6 protein-coding genes are annotated in these 8,526 nt (G+C 68.2%); 4 read left to right on the top strand and 2 right to left on the bottom strand.

Features of this window, described 5'->3' with window-relative positions:
• The coding region (locus tag V6M46_RS03125) for a phosphoketolase family protein (RefSeq protein WP_332662310.1) at window positions 1-1,658 on the bottom strand (1,658 nt) is incomplete at its 3' end.
• Window positions 1,655-2,494 carry a universal stress protein gene (locus V6M46_RS03120; protein ID WP_332662309.1) on the bottom strand — a complete coding sequence of 280 codons (840 nt, stop codon included), beginning with the start codon at window positions 2,492-2,494 and terminating at the stop codon, window positions 1,655-1,657. The genes V6M46_RS03120 and V6M46_RS03125, both read right to left, overlap by 4 nt.
• A gap of 129 nt (window positions 2,495-2,623) precedes the next feature.
• Between V6M46_RS03120 and V6M46_RS03115 the strand changes: the two genes are divergently transcribed.
• The 4 genes from V6M46_RS03115 to V6M46_RS03100 all read left to right on the top strand — a co-directional run bounded on the left by V6M46_RS03115 (window position 2,624) and on the right by V6M46_RS03100 (window position 8,484).
• On the top strand, window positions 2,624-4,129 hold the full coding sequence (locus V6M46_RS03115; protein WP_332662308.1) for a DUF4389 domain-containing protein: 1,506 nt from the start codon (window positions 2,624-2,626) through the stop codon (window positions 4,127-4,129).
• Between the two features lie 310 nt (window positions 4,130-4,439).
• Complete coding sequence (locus V6M46_RS03110; RefSeq protein WP_332662307.1) at window positions 4,440-5,231, top strand: ABC transporter ATP-binding protein; 792 nt, start codon at window positions 4,440-4,442, stop codon at window positions 5,229-5,231.
• Window positions 5,209-7,758, top strand: a complete 2,550-nt coding sequence (locus tag V6M46_RS03105) for an ABC transporter permease (RefSeq protein ID WP_332662306.1) — start codon at window positions 5,209-5,211, stop codon at window positions 7,756-7,758. Before V6M46_RS03110 ends, V6M46_RS03105 begins: the two co-directional genes overlap by 23 nt.
• Window positions 7,759-7,794: 36 nt before the next feature.
• Entirely contained in the window at window positions 7,795-8,484 is a 690-nt protein-coding gene (locus V6M46_RS03100) for a BON domain-containing protein (RefSeq protein WP_332662305.1), read from the top strand.
• The last annotated feature ends 42 nt before the right edge of the window (window positions 8,485-8,526 follow it).

The following is an 8,526-nucleotide window of genomic DNA, read 5'->3' as shown; positions in this document are numbered from 1 at the left end:
TTCTTGTTGACGACATGGTCGAGGAATCCGGGGTCCTGGTGGGAGAATCCGTTGTTGTCCTGGCGCCAGACGTGGGACGTCAGCAGGTAGTTGAGCGAGGCGATCTCCGCCCGCCACGGGATGTGCCGGGTCGACTTGAGCCACTTGGCGTGCTGGGTGAACATCGAGTCGACGATGTGGATGAACGCTTCGTAGCAGTTGAACAACCCGTGCCGGCCGGTGAGCAGATAGCCCTCCAGCCAGCCCTGGCACAGGTGCTCGGACAGCACCTCCATGACCCGGCCGTCGGGTGCCAACGAGTCGTCTCCTGGGATCATGAGCGCGTCCCACGCCCGATCCGTTCGCTCGAAGACGGCTCCGAGCCGGTTGGACGCAGTCTCGTCCGGGCCCATGATCCGGAATCGGTCGGGATTCTCCTCGATGACGGCCGCCAGCATCTTCCCGAGCACGCGGGTGGCCTCGCTCAGCTCAGCAGCCGGGCGGTCGACGTCGACCGCGAATCCGCGGAAGTCCGGCATGACCAGGTCCCGCCGGAGCATTCCCCCGTTCGCGTGCGGGTTGGCGCTCATGCGCCGGTCACCGGCCGGGACGAGTGCCCTCAGGGCCGGCACGAGGCTGCCCTTGTCGTCGAACAGCTCCTCGGGACGGTAGCTGCGCATCCACGTCTCGAGGAGCCCGCGGTGCTCGGCGTTCGTGCGTGTCTCGGCCAGTGGCACCTGGTGCGAGCGCCAGGTGCCTTCGACCTCGTGCCCGTCAACCGTCGCGGGACCGGTCCACCCCTTCGGGGTGCGCAGCACGATCATGGGCCAGCTCGGCCGCTCGGTCTGATCGCCGTCGCGGGCAGCCCGTTGGATCGCCGCGATGCTGTCCATGGCCCGGTCGAGCGCGCCGGCGAGCTGCTGGTGCACGTCGGCCGGGTCGTCACCGGACACCACGATCGGGTCATGGCCATAGCCGCGCATGAGGTCCAGCAGCTCCTGCTCGGGGATGCGGGCCAGCACGGTCGGGTTCGCGATCTTGTAGCCGTTCAGGTGCAACACCGGCAGCACGGCCCCGTCAGTGACGGGATTGAGGAACTTGTTGGAGTGCCAGCTCGCCGCGAGCGGGCCGGTCTCGGCCTCGCCGTCGCCGACGACGCACATCGCGATCAGGTCGGGATTGTCGAACACCGCGCCGTACGCGTGGACCAGCGCATAGCCGAGCTCGCCGCCTTCGTGGATCGACCCGGGTGTCTCGGGTGCGACGTGGCTCGGAATGCCGCCCGGGAACGAGAACTGGCGAAACAGCGCCCGCATCCCGTCTTCGTCCTGTGAGACCGAGGGATAGACCTCCGAGTACGTGCCGTCGAGATAGGCGTTCGCCACGAGGCCGGGGCCACCGTGACCTGGGCCCGTCACGTAGAGGACCGAGAGGTCCCGGTCCCGGATGACGCGATTCATGTGGGCGTACAGCAGGTTCAGGCCCGGCGTCGTGCCCCAGTGCCCGAGAAGTCGTGGTTTCACCTGCTCCGGCAGCAGCGGCTGGCGAAGCAGCGGGTTGTCCATCAGGTAGATCTGTCCCACGGACAGGTAGTTGGCGGCGCGCCAGTAGGCGTCGATCAGCTCGAGCTCGTCGCGGCTCAGGCTCTTGCCCGCTCGCGCGGTGCGCCGCGCCCTCACGGCTGGTACTCACCCGGTACGACCACGACCGGGCACTGGGACCGGCGGACGACCTCTTCGGCGACGTGCAGGCCGAACAGCTGACCGTGGTGAGGCTCGTTCGGTCGTCCGACGACCATCAACTGAGCGGATGTCGACGCGATCACGGCCTCGTCCTGGACATCACCACACACCAGGGATGGGCTGACCTTGGCGTCCGGATACCTGGACTGCCACGTCTCGACGAGCCGCGTCAGGTGGGCGCCGTGTTGGGCGGGATCGGCAAGGTAGACCGTGCGGGGCACGACATGCATGACCCGAAGCCGGGCGCCGGCGCGCGACGCGGTCTCGAAGGCGAAGCGGATGGGTCCGTCGGCGATGTTGTGCTCGTCGATCTCCAGCACGACATCCCTCAGCTCCTGGACGCGTGTGCCGAACGGCACGACGAACACGGGTGCGTACGAGTGCATCGCCACGTGGCGTGCCACCTCGGCGCCGACGAACCGCCGCATCCGGCTGACGTCGTCGGTGCCGACGACGACTGCCGAGGCGTGCTTGCTCTCCATCTCCAGCACGGCGGTGGCCGGGCCGTCGTTGAGGCTGAACTCCAGCGGGACCGGGCCGAGCTCCTCGAGGTAGTCGCGGGCGTCGTCGATGACTTCCTGTGCCCGGTCCTGCGCGCTGGTGCCGTCGTCGGACGAGTAGAGCTCGGATGCCACGTCGAGAAAGCTGTAGGCGTGGACCACGCGCAACGGGGCATTCCACCGCTCCGCCCAGGAGTGGGCGTAGTGCAGCAGCCCGGGCTGCTCGCGCTCGATGCCGACGACGACGGGCGGCGTACGCGGTGGCAGGTTCATGAGATTCCTCCAGTCGGCGAGACTTCCACGATCGCCGAAGGGCTTCATTCATCAATACAGTCCAAGGTCCCATGAGCACGGGACTGTCGCACCTGACTGGCGCTGCTGCCCGGCGGTGACGATCGCGGCATGACGATCCGTGACTTCTCGCCACCGCGTCCCGCTTACCCCGTGCGAGTGTTCGCTGAGCTCGACCCCAACCTCAGCCGCTGGCTCTGGCTGGTCAAGTGGTTCCTCGCGATCCCCCACTACCTCGTGCTCATTGCGCTCTGGTTGGCATTCGCGGTCTCGAGCGTCATCGCGTTCTTCGCCATCGTGCTCACGGGACGATTCCCTCGGACCCTCTTCGACTTCAACGTCGGCGTCATGCGGTGGACGTGGCGCGTGACCTATTACGCGTACGGAGCCCTGGGCACCGACCGCTACCCGCCGTTCACGCTGTCCGATGTTCCGGACTTTCCCGCACATCTCGAGGTGGACTACCCGGAACGGCTGTCGCGCGGGCTCGTGCTGGTCAAGTGGTGGCTGCTGGCACTGCCGCACTACCTGGTCGTCGCGTTCTTCGTCAGCGGCGGGATCTTCGCCGCCGGCGAGGCATCGGATCACCCACAGCCGTTCCTTCTCAGCGGTGGGCTCGTCGGGCTGCTCGTCCTGATCGCCGGGGTGACGCTGCTGTTCACGGGTCGTTACCCCCGCCCGATCTTCGACCTCATCATCGGGATGCAGCGCTGGGCGCTGCGGGTTGCCGGATATGCCGCCCTGATGACCGACGAGTACCCGCCCTTCAGGCTCGACCTGGGCGGGACCGCGGATGACGGTGTGCCGACCGGGCCGACGCCCGCACCTGCGACCCCCGGACCCCAGGTCCGGAGCCGGACCATCGAGCGTTCGCCATCCAGCGATCCCCCGGTCGGCGCTGGCAGGCGGGCGACCGTGATCATGGTTGCCGGCATCATCTCGCTCGTCCTTGCTGCCGTCCTCGCGTTCGGCGCCGCGGCCGTCTGGACGGCGAAGAAGACCCTGGCCGATGACGACGGGTTCTTCACCGCGCCCACAGCCAGCTGCAGGGTCGACAGCTATGCCATCACCTCCGAGTCGTTGCGCCTGGACTTCTCCGGCCCGGGAAGCCTGACTCCCTCGTCAGTGCTCGGCGACGGCAGGGTCACGGCAAGGTCCGCCGATGGCTCAGCCGTCTTCGTCGGGATCGCCGACAGCCGCTCTGTCGACACCTACCTCGAAGGGGTCGGACGGAGCACCATGCTCCCGGAGCGCCGCTTCGGCGACGAGCGACTGCCCGTCTGCGAGACGTCCGGCGGCCGCGCACCGTCGACCGCGCCGGCCACGATGCCGATCTGGACGACGTACGCGCAGGGCAGCGGGTCCCAGACGATCACCTGGCCGTTCCGGCAGGGCGACTGGACCATTGTGATCATGAATGCCGACAGCTCGCGCGGGCTCGACGTCGCCGTGGACGCCGGAGCCACCTTCCCGGCCGTCGGGCTGGTCATCACCATCTTGATGTTCGCCACCGGCTTCTTCCTCCTGCTCGGCCTGGCGATGGTCATCGGATCGGCCTCCGGTCGCCGCTCGGTACGTCTTGCCCGAGCGACAGGAATCGATGGTCCCGCGGGTTGAGGACCTTGGTCACTTCAAGTCGCCAGCGAGAACGGCGAGATTGGTCATGGACGAGGAGTGTTTGCACCGGCCGACAGGACGAGGGCCACGCTCGTGGCTTTGACCGGACAGCGTCACGCACGCTCCGCGGCGCCCCTCGCCCCCTGATCGCCCCGCGCATCGGCCCCCCGAGATCGCGGGGCGGTCGTCTGTTGACCCTCACCAGACATCGGGGACCGCTGCCCTTGCACCGCGGGACCTTCGACCCCGGACACCCGCTCGTGCCGTCCCTAGCGTGCTGCGTACCGACTCATTTGCTTTGGGGAGACTCATGACCAGCCATCACGACAGCACACGAAGCATCGCAGCACGTACCGTCGGCCTGACGAAGGTCTACGGCCGGGGCGACGCCGAGGTACGCGCCCTGGACGGCGTGAACGTCGACATCTTCGCCGGCGAGTTCACCGCCGTCATGGGGCCTTCGGGCTCGGGCAAGTCGACGCTGGTGCACTGCATGGCCGCCCTCGACACCCCGACGTCGGGCACGGTCTACCTCGGTGACACCGAGCTGGCGCACCTGAAGGACAAGGCGCTGACCGAGCTGCGGCGCGACCGGATCGGATTCGTCTTCCAGGCGTACAACCTGGTGCCGACCCTGACGGCGGAGGAGAACATCCTGCTGCCCCTGGCCATCGCGGGCCGGAAGCCGGATCCCGACTGGTATGCGACGGTGATCGACGCCGTCGGCCTGGGTGACCGGCTGCGCCACCGTCCCAACGAGATGTCCGGCGGCCAGCAGCAGCGGGTCGCCTGTGCGCGGGCGCTCATGAGCCGGCCCTCGATCGTCTTCGCCGACGAGCCGACCGGCAACCTCGACTCGACGGCGAGCGCCGAGATCCTGGCGTTCCTGAAGCGCAGCGTGCGCGACTTCGGCCAGACGGTCGTGATGGTCACCCACGACCCGGTGGCTGCGTCGTACACCGATCGCGTGATCTTCCTCGCCGACGGAAAGGTCGTCGACGAGCTGCGTGCTCCGACATCGGACCGGGTCCTCGCCCGCATGGGCGCGCTGCACCCGGGACCTGGCACGGGGGTGGGCCATGCTGCGCTTCACACTGCGTAACGTCCTGGCGCGGAAGATCCGCCTGCTGCTCAGCGCGATCGCCATCGTTCTCGGTGTGGGTTTCCTCTCGGGATCGCTGGTCTTCACCGACACGATGGCCAAGAGCTTCGACAACATCATCGGGGGCTCGATGGCGGACGCCCAGGTGCGCCTGAGCGGCCTCGGGGAAACCAGTCTCGGCGCGGCGGTGAACATCGACCAGCGCACGCTCCCCGCCTCGCTGGTCCCGACCCTGGCGTCGGCACCCGGCGTCGCCCGCGCCGACGGATCGGTGTACGGGCAGGGCATGTTCGTCATCAAGGCCAACGGCAAGCTGCTCGGCGGGACGGGGGCGCCGACCATGGCGCTCAACTACAGCGACGCGCCGAACGCCAGTGGTGAGCCGATGCTGTCGATCGCGGAGGGTCGAGAGCCCGCGAGAACCGGCGAGGTGGCCCTCGACCGCCGGTCCGCCGAGAACGCCGGGTACGAGGTCGGCGACACCGTCCGGATGGTGACGGCAGGCGACCAGCCCCGCGTGTCAGCCACCCTGGTCGGATACGCCGAGTTCGTCGGGGGCGGGTTGGCCGGTGCGACGATGGTCATCTTCGACACGCGCACCGCGCAGGAGCTCTTCCTCGGAGGCAAGGACGCCTACACGAGCATCGAGCTGACTGCCGAGGACGGCGCCAGCCAGCGACAGCTGGTGGATGCGGTCCGGCCCCTGCTGCCAGATGACGCCGAGGCCATCACCGGGCAGCAGCAGGCCGACGAGTTCGAGAGCATCGTCGACACCGTCCTCGGGTACCTCAACACGTTCCTGCTGGTGTTCGCCGCAATCGCCCTCGTCGTCGGCAGCTTCCTGATCGTCAACACGTTCTCGATCCTGGTCGCGCAACGCAGCCGGGAGCTGGCGATCCTTCGCGCCCTGGGAGCATCCAGGCGTCAGATGACGCGTTCGGTGCTCGCCGAGGCGGTCGCGGTCGGCCTGTTCGGAGCGACTGCCGGGCTCGGACTGGGCTTCGGTCTCGCCGCCGGCCTGCGTGCCGTCTTCGCGTCGTTCGGACTCGATCTGTCGGCCACATCGCTCGTCTTCTCGACCCGGACCGTGGTCATCTCGTACGCCGTCGGCGTGACCGTGACGATGTTCGCGGCCTACCTTCCCGCCCGACGAGCCGCACGGGTCGCGCCGGTGGAAGCCATGCGGGACGGCGTCTCCGTGCCAGAACGCTCCTTGAGAAGGCGGTTCGTCGGAGGAACCGTCACCGCGGTCGTCGGCGGAGTGCTCCTGACGAGTGGCCTGATGGGTGAGGGCGGCCTGGGCGCCGCTCAGATCGGGCTGGGGATGTTCGCTGTTCTGATGGCGATCGCCGTGATGAGCCCCGCCGTCGCCGTGCCCTTCCTTGCTCCGCTGGGTGCGCTCTACGCCCGGGCGTTCGGCACCACCGGCCGGCTCGCCACGCAGAACTCCCTCCGGAATCCGGGGCGTACCGCCGCCACCGCCTCAGCCCTGATGATCGGGCTGGCCCTGGTCACCACGATCTCGATCCTCGCCTCGTCCGTCAGCGCATCGATCGATGCCGGCGTCGACGAGCAGTTCACGAGCGACTTCCTGATCTCGAATGCCATCGGTCAGTCGTTCTCGCCCTCGATTGCCGACGACGTGCGCGACGTCGATGGCGTCGGCCTGGTCGCCCCATCGCAGCTCGCCTCGCTGAAGATCAACGGGACACAGCTCAACGTGGATGCCACCGACGCCCGGGCCCTGGAACAGATCTTCGACATCACGTACACCGCCGGTTCGGCAGCCGTCGGCGACCGGGAGATTGCCCTGACCGAGGACAGGGCGTCGTCGCTCGGCGTCGAGGTGGGTGACGAGGTGGTCCTGTCCTTCGTGTCGGGAGACATCCCCTCGAAGGTCACCGGCATCTACGAGTCCACCTATGTGGTGGCCGACGCCGTCATACCGTTCTCCACGCTGACCGAGGCCAAGGTGCAGCGGGCGGACACCGCGATCGCGGTCAACGCCGAGCCGGGCGTCGACAAGGCAGCACTGGCTGAGGATCTCGACGCCGCCACAGCGGACTTCCCGACCGTCACGGTGCAGAACAAGGAAGACTTCGCGGCCGCGCAGCGTGGTCAGGTCGATCAGCTGCTGTATCTGATCTACGCGCTCCTCGGCCTGGCGATCGTGATCGCGGCGCTGGGGATCGTCAACACGCTGGCACTCAGCATCGTCGAGAGAACCCGGGAGATCGGGGTCCTGCGGGCCGTCGGGCTCAGCAGGCGCCAGCTACGGCGCATGGTGCGCCTCGAGGCCATTGCGATCTCGCTGCTGGGTGCCGTGCTCGGAATCGGGGCCGGAGTGCTGTTCGGTGTCGTCCTCCAGCGGATCGTCCAGGACCAGGGCATCACCGACCTCGCGGTGCCGTGGGAGAGCCTGGCCACCTTCGTCGCTGTCGCGACGGCGGTGGGCATCCTCGCCGCCGTCCTGCCGGCCCGCCGCGCCGCCAGGCTGAACGTCCTCAGAGCCATCTCCACCCATTGACCGGTCGCCGACCGGCAGCCAGGAAGGAACACCCAGATGAAACCCACCATGAAGACCACGATGGAGCAGACGCACGACCGTGACATCCAGCAGGACGTCGAGAAGGCGCTCGGCTGGGCGCCGGAGGTGGACTCCGCGAAGATCGGCGTCTCCGTCCGCGGCGGCGTGGTCACGCTCTCGGGCCAGGTCGGCTCGTACTGGCAGAAGGTCATGGCCGGCAAGACCGCACTACGCACGCGCGGGGTGACGGCGATCGCGAACGAGATCCTCGTGCACCACATCACGGATCCCCGGACGGACTCCGACATCGCGCTGGCCGCCCACAACGTGCTGAAGTGGAACTCCCAGATCCCCAAGGACTCCGTCAAGGTGGACGTCGAGGACCACGTGGTCACGTTGAGCGGCGAGGTCGACTGGAACCATCAGCGCGAGACCGCTCGTCGGCTGGTCGAGCACCTCGTCGGCGTGCAGGACGTGAGGAACAGGATCACCCTCAAGCCTCGCCCGCAGGCCAGCACCTCCGAGACCGAGGCCTTGATCCGCCGGGCGCTCATCAGGAATGCGTCCATCGACGCGGGGCGGATCCACGCGGCCGCCGACGGTTCGCGCGTGGTCCTGACCGGGATCGCCTCGTCGTATGCGGAGAAGCGGCAGGCCGAGCTCGCCGCCTGGTCATCGCCTCACGTTGACGAGGTCGACAACCAGATCATCGTCGAGCTTCGCTGACGAAGCGCCGGTCAGGAGGATCGGGAGGACGTGCCGACGGGG

This window comes from Aeromicrobium sp. (assembly GCF_036676885.1).
Lineage (GTDB): Bacteria > Actinomycetota > Actinomycetes > Propionibacteriales > Nocardioidaceae > Aeromicrobium.
Note: the sequence above shows the minus strand (reverse complement) of the source record. Positions and strands in the feature narration are given on the sequence as shown.